This window comes from Shewanella psychropiezotolerans (assembly GCF_007197555.1).
In the GTDB taxonomy this organism is placed as follows: domain Bacteria; phylum Pseudomonadota; class Gammaproteobacteria; order Enterobacterales; family Shewanellaceae; genus Shewanella; species Shewanella psychropiezotolerans.
In genome coordinates this window covers 4,815,333-4,837,360 of record NZ_CP041614.1, presented here as the reverse complement: position 1 = coordinate 4,837,360, position 22,028 = coordinate 4,815,333, and the positions used below count along the sequence as shown (strand labels likewise).

Sequence of the window (22,028 nt, the reverse complement as noted above, 5' to 3'; positions counted from 1 at the left end):
GCGTTAACTCAAACATTTGTTTGGGAAATTTTTAGGGAGTAATACATGGAAAACTTGGAAGGTTTGATCGAGCAAGCGCCAGAGCTTATCGTGACCTATGGAATGAAGATCATTTTTGCGATTGTCATCTTTGTTATCGGTAAATATTGTGCCGGTATTGCTAAGAAGTTATCTAGTAAGTTGATGACCAAGCGTAAAGTTGATCCTACCGTTATTTCATTTGTCTCAAATATGGCATGGTCACTCGTGTTTGTGTTCACCATAGTGGCAACACTTGGACAGATTGGCGTACAGACAGCATCACTGGTTGCTGTTATCGGTGCCGCGGGTCTAGCGGTTGGCTTGGCCCTACAAGGTTCACTGTCTAATTTCGCTTCAGGCGTCTTGATGGTGATGTTCCGCCCATGTCGTGTCGGTGATTATGTTGAAGCCGCCGGTATCGCGGGTACAGTCAATGAGATCACTATTTTCTCAACTAAGCTACTGACACCGGATAATAAACTTATTGTGGCGCCAAACTCAGCCATGATGGACGGTACTATTATTAACTATTCTGCGATGGATACTCGTCGTGTCGATTTCGTTATCGGAGTTTCTTATGATGCAGATCTTTTGGAAACGAAGAAGGTACTGACGCGCGTTATTGAGAACAACCAGTATGTATTGAAAGATCCTGCTTACACTATCGCATTGTCTGAGCTTGCCGATTCGTCGGTTAACTTCGTGGTTCGCCCATGGGTTAAGGGCAGCGATTACTGGCCAGCTTATTTTGAAATTCTAGAGCAGATTAAACTAGCACTAGATGAAGCTAACATAGGTATCCCATACCCTCAGATGGATCTTCACTTGAAAGAGACACCAGCAGTTGCATCTTCTGCAGCAGCTTAAGTCTACATTTTTATTGTGACTGCTAGATCTTACTCACACGCTAGCGCACCGAGTGAGACCGCTGGCAATTAGATCGCTGAAAGTTAGACTGCTGGAAGTTAAAAAGGAAAAAGGTCGGCATTTGCCGACCTTTTCTATGTCTGGAACATTTATGCAACTAAGATACTAGGACCCTAGGAACTAGAATCTCAAGTCTTAATGTACCTCACCATATTGATAATCAAATTTTGGCATGCCCCAATGGAATTTTATTGCCAGCATTCTCAAGCCGAAACCAAATGGCAGACAGATGGCCAGGTTGACCCACTCACTGACTCCGTATGACTTAAGACCCACATAGAGTGCGGCAGTGAGCAGGGCGACTAGGGCATAGAGTTCTTTCTTGAAGATCAGCGGCACTTGATTACACAAGATGTCACGAATAACGCCACCAAAAACCCCGGTTACTAGCCCCATGACGATGGCCACTAGCGGGCTAAACCCTAGTAATAGTGTCTTCTGGGCACCGACAATAGAAAATACCGCCAAGCCTAAGGCATCTATGGCTAAGAAGAGCTTAGACAGATAGCGCATCACGGGGGCGATCACTACGGTGAGCAATGAAGCAAATGCAATGGCGATAAGGTAATGAACGTTCTCTACCCAGATTAAGGGATAGTTCCCCAGCATCATGTCACGCAAGGTACCCCCACCGATAGCCGTGGCACAGCCTATGATGACGACGCCGAAGAGATCCATCTGCTTCTTACCTGCACATAGGGCACCTGTCATCGCTTCGGCTATGATACCGATAAGCCAGAGAAGGCTAATAAATTGAACTTCTTGCATGATATAGAGTGCCGCTGAGTAAAAGGAGACGGATTTTGCCTGATAAAAAACCGAAGTGATAGCTATAAAAATTAATTTTATGGATTAGAATTTGTAATGATTAAGTTTTTTCCTCTCCCTTTGTTGCTGGTAATTTTGCTTTTATATGGTTAGCAATGGTAATCCAATATTGACTAATTATGTATTTATCATTGCCTTGAAGTATTGTTAGTGTTTTGTTGGGTTTTTATTGTGTTAACTGCAGTTCTACTCGTGATGATTTCTGACTTTATCTTATGAGCTAACGACTCTTATTTTTGGCAGATAAATACTGGCACTCGTTATGTTCAGGGAGTAGTATTCATGCCTCGAAATCATAAACAGGGGCTAAGATGATCGATTTTCGCAGTGATACAGTAACCAAGCCAACGACTGCAATGCGCGAGGCAATAGCCAATGCCGAAGTAGGGGATGATGTTTATGGCGATGATCCTACGGTAAACAGTTTAGAGGCCATGGCCGCCGAGATGTATGGCTTCGATGGTGCCTTATTCACTTCATCAGGTACTCAAGCAAACTTATTGGCCTTGATGGCTCATTGTGAACGTGGCGATGAGTATATTTGTGGCCAGCAGGCTCATAACTACAAGTTTGAAGGAGGCGGCGCGGCGGTACTTGGCAGCATCCAGCCTCAACCGCTGACTAACCAAGCAGACGGCAGTATCTTGCTCACCGACATTCAGGCTGCAATTAAGCCTGATGATGTCCACTTTGCTCACACTCAATTGCTCAGCCTCGAGAACACCATTGGGGGGAAAGTCTTGCCGCAGGCCTATTTGGCACAAGCGCAAACGTTAGCATTCGACAATAAGCTGAAAATCCACTTAGATGGTGCTCGAGTCGCTAATGCGGCCGTTGCGCAAAATATCGCTATCGGTGACATCACCCAATATTTTGATTCCGTTTCTATCTGCCTCTCTAAAGGCCTGTGTGCTCCGGTAGGCTCCTTGCTTTTAGGTGATGAGCGCTTAATTCATAAAGCCAGGCGCTGGCGTAAGATGCTTGGCGGTGGCATGCGCCAAGCCGGTATTTTAGCCGCAGCGGCTAAACTTGCTATCACTGACCAAGTCGATCGCCTGGCTATCGATCATGACAACGCGCGCTATTTAGCTGAGTGTTTGTCTGAGCTTGATGAATTTGAGATAGAAGCTCAGCAGGTGCAAACCAATATGCTGTTTGCCGAGGTGAAGCAAGATGTAGACATCAAGCATATCGCGACCGAGCTTAAGTCTCTGGGGATATTAATCAGCCCGGGTTCTACTTTGAGGTTAGTGACTCATGCCGATATCAGCCGAGCCGATATCGATAGCTTTATCGCTAAACTAAAAGGCTTGCTGGCTTAATGGTCTGATAGTGACTCATTAGCCAGTAATGTAATCATTAAAAAGTCTGCCGAGGCAGACTTTTTAAATTCACTCTTATTAAAACCAAGAATACCAAGGCTAGGTATTTCTACAGTTAGCGCCTCTAGTGAGAGTGGTTATTATGACTACTGCCGGGCATCTGTTGTCCGTCACTGGTATAAAACCCTGAGCTGCCGTGTTGAATGAATCCTTGAGTGATCATCTTGGCGATAAAGGGATCTGACTCGCTGTCGCCCACATCGGCAAAATCGATATCTTTGTATCCCGCAGTCAAGATCTTAAAATCCGCAGGTGTGACCGACTTTACCTCGCTGAGTTGATAAGTCAGTCGTTGCTCCCCTCGACCCATAGTGAGGCGGTAGGGTAGCTCGAGTGATGTTGCCCACTCTAGGCTCACCTCTTGCCCTCCCTGTTCACCGCTAAAACTCTCAACTGTCAGACAAGTGTGATCGATGTCATCGGCTTGCTTAAGCTCAGAGCGTACTTCTGGTGAGACGAGATGAAAGACCTGTTCTAAATCGTAGCTGATATTGAGGGATAGCAGGTCGCCAGTGCGATAACTCACAGAGCGTTTATCCATTGGAAAGTAGCGAACATATTCGCCGTTACGCTGCCAAGCCTCGAAGGTTTGCGGCGACCTTTGGTAGATAACCGTATCTTGGTAGCGCGTCAGTTGCAGCTCATGACCCAGCTTGCTTGAGTCATCTCCCTTGAATATCACATAAGTTGCGCTGAGCTGGCTCGGTGATATCCCGTCGCATACCTGCTGTATCTTGTCAGGCTGCTCGACACTCAAGGCTGGCTGAATCTGCGTCGATTGACTCGCTGTTGATAGGTTAGCTGCAGTGGAATGACTCGCTGTTGAATGAGCCGACACTGTGTGAACGAAACCTATGAGTAGGGTGGCGCTCAGCAAAGAATACTTCATAACAACTCCTGTGCTTTGGATTGTTTGAATGAAGGCCGTCTAAGTCGTACCTATGGGTATAAGATTAGACGGCCAATAAATAGCGGCTTATAGAGCCGCTTCGGCTTTTACGACTAAGCTCGCGGCGTGGTTTATCACATGGAAAATATGGTTCTGCTCTACAGTCCCTTGCACTAAGTGCGCGCCGGGTCCACTGGCAAAAATTCCCACATCTTCTCCCGCATGGGTTTCAGACTCTAATGGCACTAAGGCTTCTTGATGGAATCCTGCGCTTTGTGTATCCACATAGTTGAGGTCGAAACGACCGGCTGCGATTGGTAGGCCATAGCGCTCATCTCCGCCAGTTTCCAAAGCTGCGTAGCCACGACCATTGGTGTAGCCCACCGTAGTGTAAGGCATGCCGTTGGCATCGGTTGAGTTAGTGACGGCCGAGATGCCGCTGGAATCATTGCCCTTTACTAGGCCCAGAATAGGATTGCCTCGAGTCGGGTAACCGGCAATGGTGAACACATGGCTGTGATCTGCGGTAACCACAAGCAGAGTATCCTTGCTCGAGGTCTTTTCCATGGCGACGCGCACGGCTTCAGACAGAGCAATTGTGTCGTGTAGCGCTCTTGCCGCATTGCCTGCATGGTGGGCATGGTCGATACGACCCGCTTCTATGATAAGCACGAAGCCTTTGTCATTCTTCTTGAGAATATCGATAGACTTGGCCGTCATTTCGGCAAGGGATGGCTCGCCAGTCGCGCCGTCTGTCGTACGGTCGTAGTCATATTCCATATGAGATGAATTAAACAGACCGAGGGCATGGTCTGTGGTTGCTGGATCCAATGCTAAGAAGCTGTCTCTGTCGGCAACATAAGCTGAGTTGGCATATTTAGCGGTCCACTCAGATGTTAAGTCACGGCCATCGAGTCGCTTACCACTCTTGCCTTCAGGATCTGTCATTGTATTAGGGATAAATGCGCGACGTCCGCCGCCCATCACCACGTTGATACCCGAGCCATAGCCGTAATCCAGCAGTTGAGCCGCGATATCTTTACAGCCGTTACTCACGGCTTCTACCGTCAGGTCCGCATCACTCTCCCAGTTGCGCTCCGGTGAATGGGCATAGGTCGCGGCAGGGGTTGCATGGGTGATACGGGCGGTAGATATCACCCCAGTGGACATGCCTGCAATAGAGGCAAGTTCGATGGAAGTCATTAGATCTTGTCCCTGAGTCGACGCACAATTTCCGCGAGTCACGCCTTCAGCCTGTGAAAGCACGCCAACATCGGTTTTAACTCCTGTGACCATGGCCGTCATGGTGCCGGCAGAATCAGGTGTCTGACCATCGACATTGTAGGTTTTAGCCAGACCAAGATAAGGCAAGGTCTCGAACGAAAGTGAGTTTTCCTCACCTGTCTTGCCTTTAAGTTGACCATCTAATATTCGCGCCGCCGTCACAGTTGAAACCCCCATGCCGTCACCGACGAAAAGGATAATGTTTTTAGCTGCGCCTGCTTGATTATTTACCTCTAGTTCACTGGCTTGAGTCACACGACGTTGGCCATCTATGTACCACTCATTGACTGCGGCCCAATCTTTACCGTCGCTGCCGTTATTGCCATCACTGCCATTGTTACCATCACTGCCGTTTGTGCCGTTGTCACCGTCGCTACCACACGCCGCCAAACCTAAAATTGCTGCCATCGACAGTACGAGAAATTTCTTATTCATGATTTGCTCCAGATGAGTACTGTTTGATTAGTATTTAGTGCCGCCAAGCGATTGCGCCTGGTTGATGATATGGAAGATCACATTCTGCTCGATAACACCTTGAGCCAGATGAGAGCCGGGGCCAGTTGCATGAAGGCTGATATCTTCACCCGCATGGGTTTCACTGCTTAATGGCACTAATGACTGTTGCATAAAATTTTTCTGCTCTGTATCGACTGATGAAAGATCATCACGCTGGCCGATAATGGCGCCGGGGCCATTGGTGTAGCCTAATGTAGTGTATGGCTTGCCATCGTCTGCTATGGCTAAGTCACCACCTACGTTATGGACCAGACCAAGAATGGGATTACCACGCTCCGGGTAACCGGCAATGGTGAATACATGGCTGTGATCTGCGGTGACCATGATTAAGGTGTCATCGGGGTTGGTATTTTCAAACGCGGCTTTTACCGCATTTGATAATTCTACCGTGTCCACTAGGGCGCGATGGGCATTACCCGCATGGTGAGCGTGATCGATTCGGCCCGACTCAACGATAAGCAAGTAGCCTTGCTCATTCTTGTTGAGGATCTCGATGGACTTGGTGGTCATCTCTGTGAGTGAGGGCTCACCTGCGGTGTCATCTAGACGGTCCGCCTCATATTCCATATGTGACGAATTAAACAGGCCAAGCAGATGATCTGTAGTGCTGGTATCTATGGCATCGAAACCTTCTTTATCCCACACATAGGCGGCATTGCTGAAGTTTTCTGTCCAGGCTTGAGTGAGATCCACACCATCACTGCGACGACCCGATTTATTCTCACCGTCGGTCACGGTATCAGGAATGAAATTGCGGCGGCCGCCTCCCAATGCCACACTCAAAGCGTCAGCCTCATCACGCATCACTAGCTGATACGCTATGTCTTTACATTCATTGGTTATTGCTTCTGTAGGTAAATTGCTATCGGCTTCCCAGCCTCGCTCTGGTGTTGCGGCATAAGTCGCAGCTGGTGTGGCGTGTGTGATACGAGCCGTACTGACAACGCCAGTAGATAGCCCCTTGGCATTGGCTAAGTCGACTAGGGTGATTAACTCGTTACCTTTAGATGATAAGCAGTTAGCGCGAAGGCTGGCATCTGAAACAGATAACACTCCGGCTTTAGACTTAACCCCGGTAGCCATGGCGGTCATAGTGCCAGCTGAATCCGGAGTCTGCTGGTTGGTGTTATAGGTTTTAACTAGGGCCGTGTGAGGAAACTGCTCGAAGCTAAGAAAGTTTTCTTCACCACCGTCATTGCCTTGGAGCTGCTGACCTTGATAGATGCGCGCCGCCGTGAGTGTCGAAATACCCATGCCGTCACCGACAAACAGAATGACATTTTTGGCTTGGGTCTTGTTCGTTTGCAGGGTTTTATCGTTGACAACTTGCGCACTGGTTTTGAACCATAGACTGTCAGTTTGCGTGGCAGGTAAAACTGCGGCGTTGGCCGCCATAGTCACTAAACTGCATGAAACGAGTGCAGCTACTTTTTTCATATTAATCACTATCATCACCCTTATTGTATTGAGGTATGTTGGGATTTCATTTTTAGACGCGACGATTGTCGGTGTTTTTCATGACAGAAATGGGTTGGGTATGTGTAGGTTTTGTGACTTTGTTGTGGGGCGACGAGGCTTTACTCTTTTCTTGCTGAGCTCAATCTGTTTGCTTACGGTGCAAACTACCGAGACTTGCTCGATATTGGTGAGGTAGTTCCATTTAATATCTTATTAAGCTGTTGTTTATTAGCTAATTAAAAGTTGGCCCTCAACTTGCTACCTATTAATAGGTATTTAGTGTCATTCGAAATGAAGGCCTGTTACTGGCTCTGAATCTTTGTAGTCAGACATTGAAACTGATTAACTTTTGACTGTTAAGTTTTAAGAAGGGAGATATAAATGAAATATTACAGCCGTAGATTTATCAAACCTGAGCACCTAAATCCTGCTAATGCACTGTTTGGTGGCCAGCTGTTAAGTTGGATAGATGAGGAGGCGGCCATTTTTGCCGGGTGCCAGATGCACAGCCAGAGCATAGTGACTAAGATTATTTCGGAGATTAACTTCAGAACTCCTGTCAGGCAGGGAGATGTTATCGAGTTTGGACTAGAGATGGTCAGCGCTGGTTCTAGCTCGATAACCGTGCGCTGTGAGGTGAGAAACAAGGTGACCCGTCTACCTGTGGTCTACATAGATAAGATGGTGTTCGTGAATGTTAATGAGCAGGGCTTGCCAATTCCACATGGAATTCGTGCAAACGCAGCCTGACTCGAGGCCTGAAGAATTAAAGGACTAGGCATAGGCTTAGTCCTTTTTATTGTCAGTGTGTTAGGCTAGCGGCCAATTCATGCCTTCCGGTCTGTGCCTTGCTACTATGCCGGACAATAAAATCCTGTCAGCCCTATGAACACATTAACGCATTCCATTCGAAACCTGATGAGTCAATTGAGTCGGGAGTCCATAGGCCTTATCTGCTGTTGTATTGCGGCGGCCGCCTTCCTCATCTTCCCCGAGACGGCAATATCTTTGGTGGCCGGGGTAACGGGTTATGCTATCCACGAATTTGGCCTGGCTTTTATCATCATTCCCTCCCTATTTGTGATTTTATCTCTGGCCATCGCCTTGAGTCCTTGGGGTAAAATTAAGTTAGGTAAAGGTGCTAAACCCGAATTTGGCTTTGTCAGCTGGACCGCCATGTTATTTGCCGCAGGTATGGGGTCGGGACTTATTTTCTGGGGCGTGGCCGAGCCTATCGCCCATTATGCGCACCCCCCCGCATTTGTGTCTGTCGATAACATAGGTAAAGATAGTGCCCTAGCCTTGACCTATTTTCATTGGGGGCTACATGCCTGGAGCCTCTATGCTATTTCAGGTTTGGTGATGGCATGGTTTGCCTTCAATAAGTCCAGACCTATGACCATCTCGGCAAGCTTCACCGATAAACCAGAGTCAAGCCGGTATCAAGTATTCGATCTTCTGGCTGTGGTGGCGGTGATCTTCGGCGTGGCTGGAACCTTGGCCAATACCATAGCCTTAGTGGAAAGTGGCGTGGAGCAGAGCATAGGCTCAGATATTGGTGGACTGAGTTTTCGACTCGGTCTGCTAATGGCCATCACCTTAGCCTTTACCCTTTCATCTACCATGGGGCTGGATAAGGGCATCAAGCGGATGAGTCTGTTTAATCTGCTGTTGGTCGTCGTCATGCTGGTGGCGGTGTTAGCCTTGGTCGACCCTCTATCTATCGCCAGTACTGTGGTGACTTCAACTCTGACTTATCTGCAACTCTTACCGTCTGTCTCTTTCTCTATTGATATGGATTCTCGACAATGGAGTGAAGGTTGGAGCATCATCTATTTTGTCTGGTGGATTGCCTGGGCACCTTTTGTCGGTCCCTTTATCGCTCGAATCAGTCGTGGTCGTACCATACGTCAATATCTGCTGTGCACCATACTCATACCCACTATGACCTCCATTGTCTGGTTCAGTACCTTCGGCGGCAGTGTATTCGAGATGAGTATCTTGCCTGATGTAGTACAGGCGACCAATACAGATTTTACCTTAGGCCTGTTCACTTTCTTCGATAACCTGGCTTTTGGAAAAATCCTGACCTACAGCGCCATCTTGCTTTTGATAACCTTTGTGATTACCAGTGCCGATTCGGCTATCTATGTCACTAGCATGATGACGGGGAGTCAGGCGGTGAAATCTAAGTTGATGTGGAGTCTGGTATTAGTTGCGATCACGGCGGCTCTGGTATTGAAAAATAATATCGACCTGAATAAGCAGATCGCGATTTTTGGTGCGCTCCCCTTTACGCTAATTTTACTCGCTCAGGCAGGCATCATGGTGAAAGAACTGATAAAACATAAGTCATAGATGTAAGTAGAACGGAATTAATTGAATTGGAATGATATTTTGTGTCCAGATTCCCCTTTTCGCTAATTTTACTCGCTCAGGCAGGCATCATGGTGAAAGAACTGATAAAACATAAGTCATAGATGTAAGTATAACGTAATGAGTTGAATCGGAACGATATTTTGTGTCTTGGCTTAAATTTCGGCCCACTCTATTTTTTCGGCGCTCTGAGCCATTTTCCGAATAGGATCATAGTCTCTGTCCTCGGTCGCGGAGAAATGTGAGATCTCAACCTTGTCCAATATACTTCGGCCGATAGGATCTTGGTGCATCTCCACTAAGAGATGTTTAATGCGTCGACGTAATTCAACCGGGACAAGCCTAGATATCATCCAGGGCGGGAAACTGCTGGGGCCAAGGGTGTCTATTACGCGCAGCTTTGAAGCGAGTTCTGGGCGTTTTATCATCTCTAATTCCAGTACCCAGCTATCGATAGCCGAAGCGTCGATCCGATTGTCTAAGATCATCTGTATCGAGTTCTGGTGGGCACCTGATTCGACAATCTTGCCAAAATATCGACAATCCTTACCCATCTTAGCCAGATGGTCACGCACGACATAAGTGCCAGAGTGGGACTGTGGTTCATTATAGGACCAACGCATGCCTTCGAGATCGGCAAACTTGCGTATTGGACTGTCTTTGTGCACCACCACATCAGAATAGTAGACGGCCCTATTGCGGTAACGCCTGCCCTTTAATACTGGTGTCGCCAGCAATTCAACTTGGGGAGCAGGTTTGTCTACCTTCCAGATATAGGGAAGGCCGCAGATCCAACATATTTCGATATCGCCGGCATCGAAGCCGAGCTCCCGCTCTTGCCAGGGGATATCCAGACAAGCTTCTATGTGGATATTTAATCTATTAGTCAGGTATTCGGCCAAAGATTTTACAAAATCATCGGCATTAGGGGCCATGCAGGAGGTGAGTTTCAATGTGTTCATTTTTCTATTTTGGCTGCGGTTTTAGTCTGGGTATGTAAACAGAGGGGTTAGGCCTCGATTCGATATACTTAGTTCTTTTTCTCATCTTCATCGCTTAAGTCTGCTTTAACCGATTTGACCGCATCACGAGAGGCGTGGCCTATGGCCTTAGTTGCATCTCTCGTTGCATGACCTATCTCAGTAGTGACTTCCTTGGTGGTTTGGCCGATAGTGCGTCCTGCATCTTGTAGGTCAGCGCAGCCAGTCAGTCCGATAAAAAGCACTAGAACCATCAGGGATAATTTCATTTTGAATACTCAAGGTTAGATGTCCGGGCTATTTTAGCGGTTTAAGGCCGTGGCCGAAAGAGAAACAAGCTTCTTGTTATGGACTAGGGGGCGCAGGTATTTTATCGGGAGTTTGGAAAATGCTTGGTTATTAAGTCTTAAAATGTGCACTGCCTCATAAAAGAGGCAGTTTAAATTAAGCATTTGGAGTTTTAGCCCACAGCTTCTATACCAATTGGCAGACTAGAGCTTAGCTAGTTTTTCATCAAGATCTGCTATCAAGTGCTGCATGATCTCTTGTACCGATGTATCTTTAGTCGACTCATCCATGAAGATCTTAAAGGTCACCAGCACATGACCATCGTCTTTAATTCGTTTGTTTTGCATCGAGAAATAAGCACTCTCGGCCTCAGCCTCTCTAACGACGAATCCATCCAGTTCGAAGATACGGTTACCTGAGCGGTCGTGCCATTTTGTGATTCGGCTTAATCCAATTTCGCAAGATTGATTAAATTCAACATGATTTTGCCATGTTGTTGGGTGTGCAGGATCTTTAACGTGTGGGCATCGAACGGTATAGTTGTATACATGTGAGATTGCTGTCATATATTACCTACTTGTTTGCGAGTACTAATGCCATCATAGACATTGCTTTTCTGATCGGTCAACTTTATTCGTCTTTATTCATATAAGTTTACTGTCTCTTCCTAACGAGAATAGTGAACTTGCTATAACTCTTTTTTAGCATGACTCAAACCCAGATAACCTTGTGCTAGATCTCACTTTTTAACTATTTATCACTCTTGTTTCGTCTTCGGTTAATAAAGCAACAGCTAATTGACTATTGGGCTGTGTGTTGTCGGGTCCTTTACTCCAAGAATGAATACCTATCAGTAAAGGTGATACTAACTAACTTCTGTATCTCATGTTTAAAGATGATAATCAGTAAATCATTTGCTTGATTCACAGACTATATATCCAAAATCTTTGGATACATATGTATTGCTATATGTTGTTCAATTTGCAAAGGAGGCAGTGAGTGAACACTTAGTGATGAATGAAATGTGATGCAAATGAAATAAAATTGTAAATAGCTATTAATGCCGCATTTATCTGCTTATAATTTCTCGATAAAAATTAAATTTCTATACTTTACCGGAGGCTTAAATGCTGGCCAGAACCGTTTCAATTTTTAAGTGGTGCGCTCTTTTCATCGCCACAGTGCAACTCACGGCTTGTGGAGAGGCTCCGGCGCCTCAAGCCCCAATGCTTCCCAGTGTGATAGTCAATACGGCTAATACCAAAGAAATTCAGTCAAAGTCTGAGATAGTAGGACGTACCAGGGCATCTGAAGATGTCACCATCAAGTCTCAAATCCAGGGTCAATTACTCAAGCGTGCGTTTATTGAGGGGGATGACGTTAGTGCCGGCGATCTGTTATTTGAGATCGACCCTGCCAATTATATTTCCGAGTTAGCTCAGCAAAAAGCGGTGCTTAAGCAGGCACTAGCATCGAGAGATGTGGCGGTAATGAATTGGGAACGTGGCAGAAGACTGCTTCCCGATGGAATGATCAGTGCTCAAGATATGGATGAGTTAACTTCACGTAAGCTCACCACTGCAGCAGGTGTGGTACAAGCCGAAGCCGCCGTGCAAGGGGCCGAGTTACAACTTAGTTACACCAAGGTCTACGCACCTATTTCCGGTCGTATCAGTAATGCTAAGGTCAGTACCGGAGACATAATTACGCCAAATTCAGAGATGGCGAACCTGGTTCAGCTGCAACCTATGTGGGTTAACTTTCAGGTTGCAGAGAAGACGCTTATCTCTGCACGGCAGAATTTCTCACAGGCGGCAAAACATGAGGTGAAGATCTCAGATATCGTGATAAGCCTGCGTCTGCCTAATGGCAGCATGTTTAACGAGACGGGTTATATCGATTTCATCAGTAATAAAGTCGATGCAGCGACGGGAACCTTACCCATCAGAGCAACTTTCAAGAACGATGTTAAGTTAATGCTGCCAGGCCTGTTTGTGACTCTGATAATCGAATCCCCCATCAAAGAGAAAGCCTTACTCATTCCTCAAGCCGCAGTACAGGAAGATCAGCAGGGACGTTTCGTCATGGTGCTCAATGATCAAGATGAAGTAGAAAAGCGCATCGTCGAGCTTGGTGAGCGTTTCGGTATCGACTGGCGTGTGCTTAGCGGTCTTGAAGATGGCGAGCGTATCGTAGTCGATGGCTTACAGAAGATCCGTCCGGGTATCAAGGTGAATGCTGTCGAACAAGAAATCGTGCCATTTCAAGATACTCAAGCTACACCCACTGCCAGCGATGCTAAGTAAAGTAGGACTAAATGTATATGAGTGAATTTTTTATTGGTGGCTCTAAAATTAGCCTAAGTTTGCCTTTGTCACTGGCTAACAGGGAAATGTCATGATTAGTGAATTTTTTATTGGCTTGGCCCTAAGTTTGCCTTTGCCCACATCAAATGTTTGCCTTGAAGATGGCAGGGGGATGTCATGATTAGTGAATTTTTTATCAACAGACCAAAGTTTGCCTTCGTCATTTCGACGGTACTGACACTTGTTGGCCTGATCTCTATTCCGATCTTGTCTGTGTCAGAATTTCCTGAGATAGCACCACCTCAGATTAATGTGTCGACCAGTTATTCCGGTGCTAGCGCCAATATCGTCAGAGACACCATAGCTCAGCCATTGGAAGCGGAAGTGAACGGCGTCGAAGACATGCTCTATATGGAGTCTAAGAGCGCCAACGATGGTAGCTACTCCTTGAGTGTGACATTCGATGTGGGTACCGATGCCGACATGGCTCAGGTGAAAGTACAGAACCGAGTGCAGCAGGCCATGCCTAGGCTACCTGCTGAGGTTCAGCGCCAGGGCGTAAAGGTTGAGAAACAGAGCCCGAATATCTTGATGGTGGTGAATCTGGTGTCCCCCAATGAGACGTTCGATTCTCTGTTTATCACCAACTATGCCGGACTCAATATTACCGACTCTTTAGCGCGTCAAAATGGTGTGTCTAAAGTTCAGGTGATCGGAGCGCTGGACTACGCCATTCGTATCTGGCTGAACCCGGATAAGATGGCCAGTCTTGGGGTAACGGCATCGGACGTCATAGCCTCACTACAGGAGCAAAACATTCAGGTAGCGGCGGGTCGTATCGGCGCCGCCCCAGTGGATCCGGAGCAGCAGTTCCAATACACATTGCAAACCAAGGGACGTTTGAAGGATCCCCAAGAATTTCGTGAGGTGATGATCCGCGCCAACAATGATGGATCTAAAGTTATCGTCGGTGATGTAGCTCGTGTTGAGCTTGGTTCTCAGACTTATGATGCCCAAGGCCGACTGAACAATAAACCTTCTGCCATCATTGCCGTCTATCAATCACCCGATGCGAATGCATTAGAGGTTGGTGCGGCAATTAAGGCCGAGATGGACAAATTGTCGAAGCAGTTTCCTAGAGACCTGGAATATGAAGTTCTCTATGACACCACAGAGTTTGTCGAAACTTCGATCAAGGAGGTAGTGCAAACGCTGTTTATCTCCATTGCACTCGTGGTCTTAGTGGTGTTTATCTTTCTGCAGGATGTACGCTCGACTCTGGTACCTGCTATCGCGATCCCAGTGTCTCTTATCGGCACATTTGCCTTCTTGCTGGTTTTTGGCATGAGCATCAATACGGTATCTCTGTTCGCCCTGATCTTGGCTATCGGTATTGTGGTCGATGATGCGATTGTGGTGGTGGAGAACGTCACTCGCTTGATGGAAGATGAGGGATTGTCACCGAAAGAAGCGACATCTAAAGCGATGAAAGAGGTCACAGGGCCTATTATTGCGACCACCTTAGTATTACTGGCGGTGTTTGCCCCTACGGCTGTGATGCCTGGGATCACGGGTCAGATGTACGCCCAGTTCTCTGTGACTATATGTATCTCGGTACTTATTTCATCGATCAATGCCCTGACATTAAGCCCGGCTCTGTGTGCTTCCCTTCTTAGACGGCCAAAGAAGCATACTAAAGGCTTTCATGCCACCTTCAATAAACATTTTGAGCGTGTGACTGGCAAGTACATGAAGTTGGTTTCATCCCTGACTCGTAAGCTTTCCTTAGTCTTAGTTGTGTATGTAGGCCTGCTCGCCGTAACGGGAGGCGTAGCTAATATCTTGCCTTCAGGTTTCGTGCCAATGGAAGATAAGAAGGCCTTCATGGTGGATATTCAGCTACCGGATGGTGCGTCACTTAACCGTACCGAAGAGGTGATGAGAGACCTTGTTGAATTAACATTAGCCGAGCCTGGGGTCGAGAATGTGATCCATGCCAGTGGTTTTAGTATCCTATCCGGTTCGGTTGCCTCCAATGGTGGTTTGATGATCGTGACACTTTCCAGCTGGGAGGAGCGAGATACTCCCGACATGGTGGAAGCGGCGATAGTGACCAAGTTGCAGGCCAAGTATGCGGCTAATCCTTCGGTGAAAGCCATGGCATTCTCATTGCCACCAATTCCTGGTGTGGGTAGTGTCGGTGGTTTCGAATTTGTGTTGCAGGATACTCAGGGACGAACGCCTCAGGAGCTAGCTTCTGTGATGCGAGCCTTGATCATGAAAGCCAATGAACAGCCTGAAATCGCCATGTCATTCAGTAATTTCCGTGCCGATGTGCCGCAGATGTATGTGGATGTAGACAGAGACAAGGCCAAGGCGTTAGGTATCTCCCTTAACGAAATTTTCTCAACCATGCAGACCATGCTGGGTTCCATGTACGTCAACGATTTCAACCGTTACGGCAAGGTATTTAGGGTGATCTTGCAGGCCGAAGGAGAATTTCGTAATTCTGATCAAGATATCTCGCGTTTCTATGTCCGCTCTAACACCGGGGAGATGATCCCTCTGAGTACACTGGTGACAGTGACTCCGATATTGGGTCCTGATGTGATGACCTCATATAACATGTTTAGCTCGACCACCATCAATGGTTTCCCCGCAGCAGGTTTCAGCTCGGGTGACGCCATTACCGCCATGGAGCGTGCGGCTAATGAGACTCTGCCTACGGGTTATACCTTCGAATGGACAGGTCAGACTTACCAAGAGATCAAGGCGGGTAACTTAGCGCCCTTGATTTTTGCCCTGGCGTTGGTGTTTACCTATCTGTTCTTAGTGGCTCAGTATGAGAGCTGGACTATACCTTTCGCGGTTATTCTGGCCGTGCCAATTGCGATATTGGGGGCCTTCCTCAATATCTGGTTGATGGGCTCAGACTTGAACCTTTATGCACAGATAGGTCTGGTGCTCTTGATTGGGCTGGCGTGTAAGAATGCCATCTTGATCGTGGAGTTTGCTAAGCAGCTGCGTGAAGAGGGCAAGAGTATTCTCGAGGCAGGTGAGACGGCTGCAAAATTGAGATTCCGTGCGGTATTGATGACCGCTTTCTCCTTCTTGCTCGGGGTCTTACCTCTGATTATCGCCACAGGTGCTGGTGCGGGAAGTCGACGCGCCTTGGGTTATTCGGTATTTGGCGGTATGTTAGCGGCCACTATCGTAGGAACCCTATTAGTTCCTGTCTTTTATGTGATGATGCAAACGATGCGGGAGAAGTTTAAAGCTAAGGCTAAGGCCGAATAGGCTAAGTCTAAGTTTAAACGGCAACAAGATAAGCCAACAGGCTCGGGACTCAAATCCTGAGCCTTTTTTTGTGGGCCCGCATATGCGGTTAGGGTGATTAATTGATGATTTAGAGCTACTTTTAATAGACGGTACTAATGCCTAGGTGATGCGTATGCACATGCAAATGACCTTACAGCTGTTAGTATTTTTTGTGGTAGCGATAATATTAGGGATCTTGTTACGCAGGCTATTGAAAAATACGGCAATTCCATACTCTGTGGCCCTATTAGTCTTAGGAATGTTGATTGGCTCTGTGTTGGATTATGAAGTTCATAGCCCCTTCCTGCACGAACTTAAATCATCCTTTCTGCTTGCTAGTCAGTTAGACGCTAACCTTATCATGTTTATTTTTTTACCGGCTCTGGTATTCGAGTCGGCTTTCTCGTTAGAAGTTCATCTGTTTAAGCGTATGTTTTCCCAGATCGCCCTGTTGGCGATCCCGGGAATGGTGCTCTGCACTGGGATCACAGCCTTGTTAAGTCTCAGCGTTCTACCTTGGCACTGGTCGGTGGGAACAGCCTTGATGTTTGGTGCGATTGTCAGCGCTACGGATCCGGTTGCTGTGGTGTCCTTGCTAAAAGAGATGTGCTCAAGAGCCCGGCTGCAAACGCTGATCGAAGGGGAGTCATTACTCAATGATGGTACCGCCATCGTCTTGTTTACCTTATTTTTGGGGCTAGCGACTCAGGCACAGGCCGAGTTGAGTTTCATGCACGTGATAGGTGAATTTACTCGGGTCGTTAGTATAGGTGTGCTTATCGGTGCCGTTGTCGCGGCAATCAGCCTGATGTTTATCGGCTCCTTATTTAATGACAGCCTAATAGAGATCGCACTGACGCTGGTCTTGCCCTATCTGGTATTTTATCTGTCTGAGCATGTATTTCACGCATCGGGTGTGGTGAGTGTGGTCACACTGGCACTCATATACGCAGGCCCTGGTCGAACGCGTTTCTCCCCGAAGTGATGGAGCACCTGCATCACTTCTGGCATACCTTATCTTATCTATTTAACACCTTGATATTTATCTTAGTGGGTCTGGTTATATCGACTCGACTCGGACTCGCCGATCTCGCTAATTGGCAATACTTAGCGGTGATCTTTGCCGGAATACTGGTCATCAGGACCATGGTGATCGTCGGTTTTATGCCGATCTTAGCCAGAATAGGCATAGGTTTGACCAAGGAGAAATCAATCGTCTTGATATGGGGGGGCTTGCGGGGGGCTGTTTCATTAGCATTAGCCTTAATCGTGGCGACGAATGAATCTTTAGACATTCAGCTACGGGATCAGGTGCTGTTTCTCACCGCGGGTATAGTGGTCCTCACCATAGTGGTCAACGGCTCGAGTATGCGTTTTGTGATGGCAAAACTTGGGCTGGACAAGCTGCCGAAGGCCAAGCAGAAGACCTTTGCTAAGGTGCAGCATAAGATCTCCGATGAAATAGCCAAGGTAAGGGAGAGCCTTAAACAAGATGAACATCTGAAGGCGGTTAATTGGTCGATGGTCGATCGCAATATTATCACCGTAGCGACGCCCTATAAGGAGGAAGAAAGCATAGATACTCAGGTGGAGTATCAAAGAAAACTACTGGAATCTGAGCGACAATTTTATTGGAATCAATTTGCTAAGGGTCTCCTTAGCCAAGATGCAACCCACATCTTAATCGGCGCAATAGAGAAGGCGCTAGATGGGACGCCGCAGATTTGGCCCAGACCGTCCATTACCAAACATTGGCATATTCCTAAATGGGCGAATCAGTGTGCAAAAATGCCGATAATAGGAGGCTATGCACGGGCCGCGAGTTACAAGCAGCATGTCATTACCTTCGAGAGTGCCAGAGGCTTGTATGAGGCGAGTGCTTATATTCTTGAACTCGCTCCTAGCTTGTCTTTAGAGGCTGTTCAGCTGGAAAAAGTATTGCAGCAAGTCAGCCTGGTTAATCAATTTGCCGATAAAACCTTAAATGATTTTCGTAAGGACTCGCCCCATCTGGTTGAGCGGGTAGAGTCCTATCTGGCCTTAAGGATATTGCTCAATACAGAACGTAAAAAGATCCAGGAGTTGACCCATGAAGGCATGATCTCGGAAGTCGATGCCGAGAAGCTTATCGAAGAGGTAGAGCTCAAGATGCATGAGAGCAAGAAACTGAATCAGCTAGTCTGAACCTTATTATTTCAGTGTATTAGCCCGTAAAAATAAGCAAGGCCCGCTCACTTAAAAAGTGAGCGGGCCTTGCAGTTTGCTGATTCTTTGCAGGGAAAAAGCTAACTTTCACCACTCTATAACAAGTGTATAAGCCTTTGCTAGAGATAAGTCACAAATTTACCATCTCGAATAATCAATCTCACCTATTTACAATGGCACTGAATGTTTATCATACGTGTCATCTTGTATCTGACCGTTTTTCGTAATAAAAAGCCCATCCGGAGATAGGCTTATAAATGACTGACTGCTTACGAGCCAATCACTCTCGCATTAGAGCGCATTGGTGAAGATCTGGCAGATTTCTGCGTGTGTTGCTTGCTTAGGGTTGGTAAAGCCACATGCATCCTTCAGAGCGTTATCAGCCAATGTTGGGATATCTTTGGCTTTGACACCCAGTTTAGTCAAATTCTCTGGGATTTTAACCGCTGTAGCCAGTGTTTTAATGGCTTCAATTGCTGCTGTCGCACCTTGCTCATCACTCATGGCTGATACATCTACGCCCATTGCCTTAGCTACGTCTTTTAGGCGCGGCGCGGCAACTTGTGCATTGTACTGTTGAACATGGGGTAGCAAGAGGGCATTACAAACCCCGTGTGGTAGATCGTAGAAGCCGCCTAGCTGGTGAGCCATGGCATGCACATAACCTAAACTGGCGTTATTGAATGCCATTCCAGCCAGGAACTGGGCATAAGCCATCTGGTCACGGGCATCGATATTTTGACCATTATCGACCGCCTCGATCAGGTTAGCCTTTATCAGTTCTATTGCCTTGATGGCGCAGGCATCTGTGATTGGGTTTGCGGCAATAGACACATAGGCTTCGATGGCGTGAGTAAGTGCATCCATACCGGTTGCCGCAGTGAGTCCAGCAGGTTTCGCCAGCATCAACTCTGGGTCATTGACAGATAAGATAGGAGTCGTGTGTTTATCCACGATTGCCATCTTAATATGACGGGCCTCATCTGTGATGATACAGAAACGTGTCATCTCACTCGCCGTGCCAGCTGTGGTATTGATGGCAACCAGTGGAAGTTGTGGCTTGGCGGACATATCCAGACCTTCGTAGTCCTTGATGCTGCCACCATTAGTCGCAACGAGGGCGATACCTTTGGCACAATCATGTGGAGAGCCACCACCGAGAGAGACGACAAAGTCACAGTCATTACTTCTGAGTAGCTCAAGACCCGCTTCGACATTGCCGCAAGTTGGGTTTGGTTGTACGCCATCGAAGATGGTTGTCACGATACCGGCGGCGCCTAACTTCTCTGCGACCTGACCGACTAAGCCAATCTCTACTAAGGGTTTATCGGTAACAATGAGTGCGCGTTGAAAACCTAAGGTCTTGATATCACCTATGGCATCGTCGACGGCATCTTTGCCTAACACATTGACAGATGGGATATAAAATTTAGCAGCCATAAAATCACCTTTATGCTCGAATGTTAAAAGTTGTTATCATTTCTGGTTACCAAATTACCAATCTTAAACAGGGAAAGGTGTGATCTGACTCTAAAAAGTGGATTAGACAGGGGAAGGAGTGTTACAAACTTAGATCTGGGCAACTAAATCTGTAAATTTATGACAAAGGTGGTGAATTAGTCTGTCTGTGATTACATCGATAAAGGAGAAAGGCTTACACGGTGAACTTATTGAGCAGCAACTGCCGCTGTTTTACTTCTTCGATAAGTTGAATATTAGACTCTATCTGGTTCTCTGAGAACTTTTCCCGCTAAGCCAGTTGCTTATCCCTGCCGCGAGTAAAGAAGCATTATCTTCGATAGAGGCTTGGGTTTTTCCTCTAAGGTGTTCTTAACGGCGATATCGGTAGATATTGAAAGTAAGGAAACTAGGATCAAGATGACGACGCCAGAGGCAACAGAAAATGTTGTTCTGATTTTCATTGTATCGATTCCTAGTTGAGCAGGGTGGGCGTAAACGAATATAAATAAGCTGATAACCTCTAGGTTTTATGTTCAAAAGTATAGTCTATACTTTTTCTATCGCCTGCTTACGTGGTTAGGTTTTATGCGAAGTATATTTCTGATTATCCTTATCTTAACGTTTTTCTCTGTGATCACCTCTAATGCGGTAGCTGCAGATTCAGACAGTAGCTTAGAGATGTTGAAGCAGCAAATAGAGCAACTTCAGCAACAAGTGTTAGCGCTTGAGAAGGCCCAGCAAGCCCAAGAGGCTGAAAAAGCCAAGCAAGCTAGTATGAAGCAAGTAACAAAAGTTGAAGAGGCCGAGCCTTCCACCATGCCTGAGAAGCCACTCAATAATACATTAAGTGTCTATGCCACCATGCGACCCACTCTCGGCTATTTTGATGAAGATGCTGAAACCTTCTGGGATGTTCGGGATGCACTTTCCCGTGCAGGGATAAAAGCAACCAATGAGTTTATGCCGGGTTGGACTGCAGAGTTACATGGTGAGTGGGGGATTGATATCTCCAATAATGGCGACTTTGGCACAGCCAGGAAAGCCTATGTCGCAGTCGGTGGTCCTTATGGCCGAGTCGCTGTGGGAAAACAGAGACCGCCACAATACCTGTTAATCGCCGAGTATGTGGATATTTTCAATCATGCAAATAGTCCTTTCTCTTATGATGCAGAAGGTATTTTCTTTGTCAACAATATGGTCACATATCGACTTCAAACCGGTGGATTTAGCTGGCTCGCTGCATCTCAATTTGATGGTGAAAGCGGCAGTAATGGTGCCGATCTGGTTAACCTAGGTTTAGGTTACGACCAAAGTGGCTTTCATGGTGCTGTGACCTATCTAATGCAAGATAGTATCGAGGGTAATTTCACAACGGGGGAAGATGAAGTCTGGGCGGTATCTTTAGCTCAAGATTTTAATAATGGATTATATTTAGCCGCTGCCTATCAAGATAAAAGTTACCAAAGGGATGCCATTTCTAAAGACCGTAGTGGTCACACTCTCGATGTCTCCACGGCTTATCGAATTAGCGAGCAGTTCAGAGTGAAGCTAGGCTATTTTGATTTTGACGATGGTCGAGGAGCACTGTTGAGTCAAAGGTATGATGGTTATAACACCACTCTGGAGTGGCAACCAGATGATAGCTTACGTTTTCACCTTGAGTATCTAGCCAAAGATTATGATTACCTAAATGACTTTGACTCATGGAGTATAGGTTTTAGATATGATTTTTCTAAAGACTGGCAGTTTTAACGTCTGCTTAAAATAAATCATTATCTACTCGCTATAT

The 22,028-nt window shown here is 46.7% G+C and carries 18 protein-coding genes; 9 read left to right on the top strand and 9 right to left on the bottom strand.

Translation table 11 applies throughout. From position 1 onward, the window contains the following. Positions 1-45: 45 nt before the first annotated feature. Positions 46-888 (top strand): mechanosensitive ion channel family protein, encoded by an 843-nt coding sequence (locus FM037_RS21120; protein ID WP_144047629.1) that lies wholly within the window; start codon positions 46-48, stop codon positions 886-888. A 195-nt stretch (positions 889-1,083) separates the two neighbouring features. Here FM037_RS21120 and FM037_RS21115 read toward each other — a convergent pair whose 3' ends face one another. After that, positions 1,084-1,716, bottom strand: a complete 633-nt coding sequence (locus FM037_RS21115; RefSeq protein WP_144047628.1) for a trimeric intracellular cation channel family protein — start codon at positions 1,714-1,716, stop codon at positions 1,084-1,086. Positions 1,717-2,087: 371 nt separating this feature from the next. On the opposite strand from FM037_RS21115, the gene ltaE reads away from it, so the two are divergent. Further along, complete coding sequence (ltaE, locus tag FM037_RS21110; protein WP_144047627.1) at positions 2,088-3,098, top strand: low-specificity L-threonine aldolase; 1,011 nt, start codon at positions 2,088-2,090, stop codon at positions 3,096-3,098. Between the two features lie 124 nt (positions 3,099-3,222). Here the strand turns inward: ltaE and FM037_RS21105 are convergent, their stop codons facing one another. The 3 genes from FM037_RS21105 to FM037_RS21095 all read right to left on the bottom strand — a co-directional run bounded on the left by FM037_RS21105 (position 3,223) and on the right by FM037_RS21095 (position 7,299). Further along, positions 3,223-4,047 carry a hypothetical protein gene (locus tag FM037_RS21105; protein WP_144047626.1) on the bottom strand — a complete coding sequence of 275 codons (825 nt, stop codon included), beginning with the start codon at positions 4,045-4,047 and terminating at the stop codon, positions 3,223-3,225. 87 nt (positions 4,048-4,134) lie between these two features. Further along, the gene (locus FM037_RS21100) at positions 4,135-5,766 is read right to left on the bottom strand and encodes an alkaline phosphatase (RefSeq protein WP_144047625.1); all 1,632 of its coding nucleotides are present in this window, start codon (positions 5,764-5,766) and stop codon (positions 4,135-4,137) included. A 27-nt stretch (positions 5,767-5,793) separates the two neighbouring features. Further along, positions 5,794-7,299 (bottom strand): alkaline phosphatase, encoded by a 1,506-nt coding sequence (locus FM037_RS21095; protein ID WP_144047624.1) that lies wholly within the window; start codon positions 7,297-7,299, stop codon positions 5,794-5,796. 387 nt (positions 7,300-7,686) lie between these two features. Between FM037_RS21095 and FM037_RS21090 the strand changes: the two genes are divergently transcribed. Then, the gene (locus FM037_RS21090; RefSeq protein WP_144047623.1) at positions 7,687-8,055 is read left to right on the top strand and encodes an acyl-CoA thioesterase; all 369 of its coding nucleotides are present in this window, start codon (positions 7,687-7,689) and stop codon (positions 8,053-8,055) included. A gap of 135 nt (positions 8,056-8,190) precedes the next feature. Next, positions 8,191-9,663, top strand: a complete 1,473-nt coding sequence (locus FM037_RS21085) for a BCCT family transporter (protein WP_229380971.1) — start codon at positions 8,191-8,193, stop codon at positions 9,661-9,663. A gap of 173 nt (positions 9,664-9,836) precedes the next feature. Here the strand turns inward: FM037_RS21085 and FM037_RS21080 are convergent, their stop codons facing one another. From FM037_RS21080 to FM037_RS21070, 3 genes are all read right to left on the bottom strand, one after another. Further along, positions 9,837-10,643 carry a phosphate/phosphite/phosphonate ABC transporter substrate-binding protein gene (locus FM037_RS21080; RefSeq protein WP_144047622.1) on the bottom strand — a complete coding sequence of 269 codons (807 nt, stop codon included), beginning with the start codon at positions 10,641-10,643 and terminating at the stop codon, positions 9,837-9,839. 68 nt (positions 10,644-10,711) lie between these two features. After that, positions 10,712-10,930, bottom strand: a complete 219-nt coding sequence (locus FM037_RS21075; protein ID WP_144047621.1) for a hypothetical protein — start codon at positions 10,928-10,930, stop codon at positions 10,712-10,714. A gap of 222 nt (positions 10,931-11,152) precedes the next feature. Then, positions 11,153-11,515, bottom strand: a complete 363-nt coding sequence (locus FM037_RS21070) for a cytoplasmic protein (protein ID WP_144047620.1) — start codon at positions 11,513-11,515, stop codon at positions 11,153-11,155. A 561-nt stretch (positions 11,516-12,076) separates the two neighbouring features. On the opposite strand from FM037_RS21070, the gene FM037_RS21065 reads away from it, so the two are divergent. The 4 genes from FM037_RS21065 (at position 12,077) to FM037_RS30005 (ending at position 18,757) form a co-directional block, all read left to right on the top strand. After that, a complete protein-coding gene (locus FM037_RS21065) occupies positions 12,077-13,255 on the top strand; it encodes an efflux RND transporter periplasmic adaptor subunit (protein ID WP_144047619.1) in 1,179 nt (392 codons plus the stop codon). Between the two features lie 177 nt (positions 13,256-13,432). Then, a complete protein-coding gene (locus tag FM037_RS21060) occupies positions 13,433-16,552 on the top strand; it encodes an efflux RND transporter permease subunit (protein ID WP_144047618.1) in 3,120 nt (1,039 codons plus the stop codon). A 154-nt stretch (positions 16,553-16,706) separates the two neighbouring features. Further along, positions 16,707-17,558, top strand: coding sequence for a cation:proton antiporter (locus tag FM037_RS30010; RefSeq protein ID WP_267874799.1), 852 nt, complete (start codon positions 16,707-16,709; stop codon positions 17,556-17,558). Then, positions 17,558-18,757: a cation:proton antiporter domain-containing protein gene (locus tag FM037_RS30005; protein WP_267874797.1), complete on the top strand. Its 1,200-nt coding sequence runs from the start codon at positions 17,558-17,560 to the stop codon at positions 18,755-18,757. Before FM037_RS30010 ends, FM037_RS30005 begins: the two co-directional genes overlap by 1 nt. 312 nt (positions 18,758-19,069) lie before the next feature. Here FM037_RS30005 and yiaY read toward each other — a convergent pair whose 3' ends face one another. Continuing rightward, positions 19,070-20,218, bottom strand: a complete 1,149-nt coding sequence (yiaY, locus tag FM037_RS21050; protein ID WP_144047617.1) for an L-threonine dehydrogenase — start codon at positions 20,216-20,218, stop codon at positions 19,070-19,072. A gap of 323 nt (positions 20,219-20,541) precedes the next feature. After that, on the bottom strand, positions 20,542-20,700 hold the full coding sequence (locus FM037_RS28635) for a hypothetical protein (RefSeq protein ID WP_185976878.1): 159 nt from the start codon (positions 20,698-20,700) through the stop codon (positions 20,542-20,544). 124 nt (positions 20,701-20,824) lie between these two features. Between FM037_RS28635 and FM037_RS21045 the strand changes: the two genes are divergently transcribed. After that, on the top strand, positions 20,825-21,991 hold the full coding sequence (locus FM037_RS21045) for a porin (protein WP_144047616.1): 1,167 nt from the start codon (positions 20,825-20,827) through the stop codon (positions 21,989-21,991). Positions 21,992-22,028: the final 37 nt, after the last annotated feature.

Excerpts from the sequence above, each read along its gene's own strand:
- FM037_RS21120 (WP_144047629.1), top strand. The coding sequence starts at position 46 with ATGGAAAACTTGGAAGGTTTGATCGAGCAAGCGCCAGAGCTTATCGTG.
- yiaY (WP_144047617.1), bottom strand. The coding sequence starts at position 20,218 with ATGGCTGCTAAATTTTATATCCCATCTGTCAATGTGTTAGGCAAAGAT.
- FM037_RS21085 (WP_229380971.1), top strand. The coding sequence starts at position 8,191 with ATGAACACATTAACGCATTCCATTCGAAACCTGATGAGTCAATTGAGT.
- FM037_RS21070 (WP_144047620.1), bottom strand. The coding sequence starts at position 11,515 with ATGACAGCAATCTCACATGTATACAACTATACCGTTCGATGCCCACAC.
- FM037_RS21075 (WP_144047621.1), bottom strand. The coding sequence starts at position 10,930 with ATGAAATTATCCCTGATGGTTCTAGTGCTTTTTATCGGACTGACTGGC.
- FM037_RS21115 (WP_144047628.1), bottom strand. The coding sequence starts at position 1,716 with ATGCAAGAAGTTCAATTTATTAGCCTTCTCTGGCTTATCGGTATCATA.
- FM037_RS21095 (WP_144047624.1), bottom strand. The coding sequence starts at position 7,299 with ATGATAGTGATTAATATGAAAAAAGTAGCTGCACTCGTTTCATGCAGT.
- FM037_RS30005 (WP_267874797.1), top strand. The coding sequence starts at position 17,558 with ATGGAGCACCTGCATCACTTCTGGCATACCTTATCTTATCTATTTAAC.
- FM037_RS21090 (WP_144047623.1), top strand. The coding sequence starts at position 7,687 with ATGAAATATTACAGCCGTAGATTTATCAAACCTGAGCACCTAAATCCT.
- FM037_RS30010 (WP_267874799.1), top strand. The coding sequence starts at position 16,707 with ATGCACATGCAAATGACCTTACAGCTGTTAGTATTTTTTGTGGTAGCG.
- FM037_RS21080 (WP_144047622.1), bottom strand. The coding sequence starts at position 10,643 with ATGAACACATTGAAACTCACCTCCTGCATGGCCCCTAATGCCGATGAT.
- FM037_RS21060 (WP_144047618.1), top strand. The coding sequence starts at position 13,433 with ATGATTAGTGAATTTTTTATCAACAGACCAAAGTTTGCCTTCGTCATT.
- FM037_RS28635 (WP_185976878.1), bottom strand. The coding sequence starts at position 20,700 with ATGAAAATCAGAACAACATTTTCTGTTGCCTCTGGCGTCGTCATCTTG.
- FM037_RS21065 (WP_144047619.1), top strand. The coding sequence starts at position 12,077 with ATGCTGGCCAGAACCGTTTCAATTTTTAAGTGGTGCGCTCTTTTCATC.
- FM037_RS21100 (WP_144047625.1), bottom strand. The coding sequence starts at position 5,766 with ATGAATAAGAAATTTCTCGTACTGTCGATGGCAGCAATTTTAGGTTTG.
- ltaE (WP_144047627.1), top strand. The coding sequence starts at position 2,088 with ATGATCGATTTTCGCAGTGATACAGTAACCAAGCCAACGACTGCAATG.
- FM037_RS21105 (WP_144047626.1), bottom strand. The coding sequence starts at position 4,047 with ATGAAGTATTCTTTGCTGAGCGCCACCCTACTCATAGGTTTCGTTCAC.
- FM037_RS21045 (WP_144047616.1), top strand. The coding sequence starts at position 20,825 with ATGCGAAGTATATTTCTGATTATCCTTATCTTAACGTTTTTCTCTGTG.